This is a genomic window from Spirillospora sp. NPDC046719 (genome assembly GCF_040645715.1).
GTDB lineage: Bacteria > Actinomycetota > Actinomycetes > Streptosporangiales > Streptosporangiaceae > Spirillospora.
Window position 1 is genome coordinate 1 of record NZ_JBEYYT010000962.1, and the last position, 1,012, is coordinate 1,012.

At 37.9% G+C, this 1,012-nt stretch carries 2 protein-coding genes; both read left to right on the forward strand.

Features of this window, described 5'->3' with window-relative positions; all coding sequences use genetic code 11:
* Positions 1-768: hypothetical protein (locus ABZ914_RS51875; RefSeq protein ID WP_500201889.1), on the forward strand; the 768-nt coding region annotated here is incomplete at its 5' end.
* Complete coding sequence (locus ABZ914_RS51880; RefSeq protein ID WP_021214455.1) at positions 768-941, forward strand: hypothetical protein; 174 nt, start codon at positions 768-770, stop codon at positions 939-941. The genes ABZ914_RS51875 and ABZ914_RS51880, both read left to right, overlap by 1 nt.
* Positions 942-1,012 lie beyond the last annotated feature (71 nt).

The window sequence follows — 1,012 nt, forward strand, 5'->3', positions numbered from 1 at the left end:
GGAACATTTAAACCTGTATTAGGGTCAATCCATAATCCAGGTTTAAATGTTCCATTCTCAGCTGTTTTAGATTTAACTGTTGTACAACTTGCTAAATCAGCTGTTCTTGCGAATGTTTATGCTGGCAATGGTGGAGCGTTCTACAATTCCATGCCTGCAAGCTTAACAGTTAACGCTGATCTATATAAAGGGGGACAACTTTCTGCAGGAAATAAAGAGATATTCTTCGGTTATTCAGATAGTAGTGTAACCACAACTGGTTCAACTGGTTATAACTCAAACCTTGGATTAGGTTGGCATTTATGTACTTCATCTACAACTGGTCAAACGCCCAATGTAGCAGCTGGTACAAATACAACTTCTCAAGGGATACTAACAGTTCTACCATCGGCTGTTACAAATGCTCAAACGTTCAAGGCTATGATCATTGACCGCGCAGGTGGTACAGCAGGTACATCAGTTAGTGGAATTATTACTCTTCTTGATTATACAGATCCATTAACTTGTACGATTGATAGTACGGCAGGTAGCATTTTTAAAAACGGTTCTGGTACAACAACACTTACTTGCCGAGTATTTCAATCTGGTGCTGAAATTGATACAAATGGAAAAACTTATACTTATAAATGGTCTCAACGTGATCAAAATGGTGTATTAAATGCCAATTTTGGCGGTACAGGCAATCAATATAAAACTGGTAAAACAATTAGTGTTGCTGCGACTGATATCAATGTCAAAGCTCAATATACATGTGAGGTGAATCAATAATGAAAAGTACATTTTATGCCAATATTGAACTTGGGGGAGAAATCACACAAGTTAGCTTTAAAGCGACAAGTGCAAGTGATGTGATTGAACAAATCTGGCGGACTTATGGTATCTCCACCCCAATTATTGAAATTTGGGCGGAGGTAACTGATGAAGATAGTAGCAAGCAATAGTATCACAGTAAGTAACGTTAATGATGGGACAATAACTCACATAGCATATGTTAACAGAGCTGATGTAACGG